A 246-nucleotide genomic window follows, 5' to 3' on the forward strand; every position below is an offset into this window, starting at 1 on the left:
GACCTGACGTTTCAGCGCCTCGGTCGCCAGGCTCGCGAGCTTGTCCAGCCGGACGAGGACGTCCGGGCTGGGCAATTGTTGACGCGGCTCAGAGTCCGCCAGGCTCATGCAGCCGATTATCTCGCCATTGTCTGCCTTGAGGGGCAAGCCGATGTAATAACGAATGCCGTCGGCAAGAACCGATCTGCAACCGGCGAGTTCCGGTTGTCGACGGGCGTCACACGTGATGAGGGGACTGGCTTGCAG

Annotated in this window: 1 protein-coding gene; it reads right to left on the reverse strand. The window is 62.2% G+C overall.

Features of this window, described 5'->3' with window-relative positions:
• Positions 1-246: hypothetical protein (locus tag R0J88_RS22530; RefSeq protein WP_410901249.1), on the reverse strand; the 246-nt coding region annotated here is incomplete at both ends.

This window comes from Pseudoalteromonas sp. SIMBA_162 (assembly GCF_046535955.1).
GTDB classification, from domain to species: domain Bacteria; phylum Pseudomonadota; class Gammaproteobacteria; order Enterobacterales; family Alteromonadaceae; genus Pseudoalteromonas; species Pseudoalteromonas marina.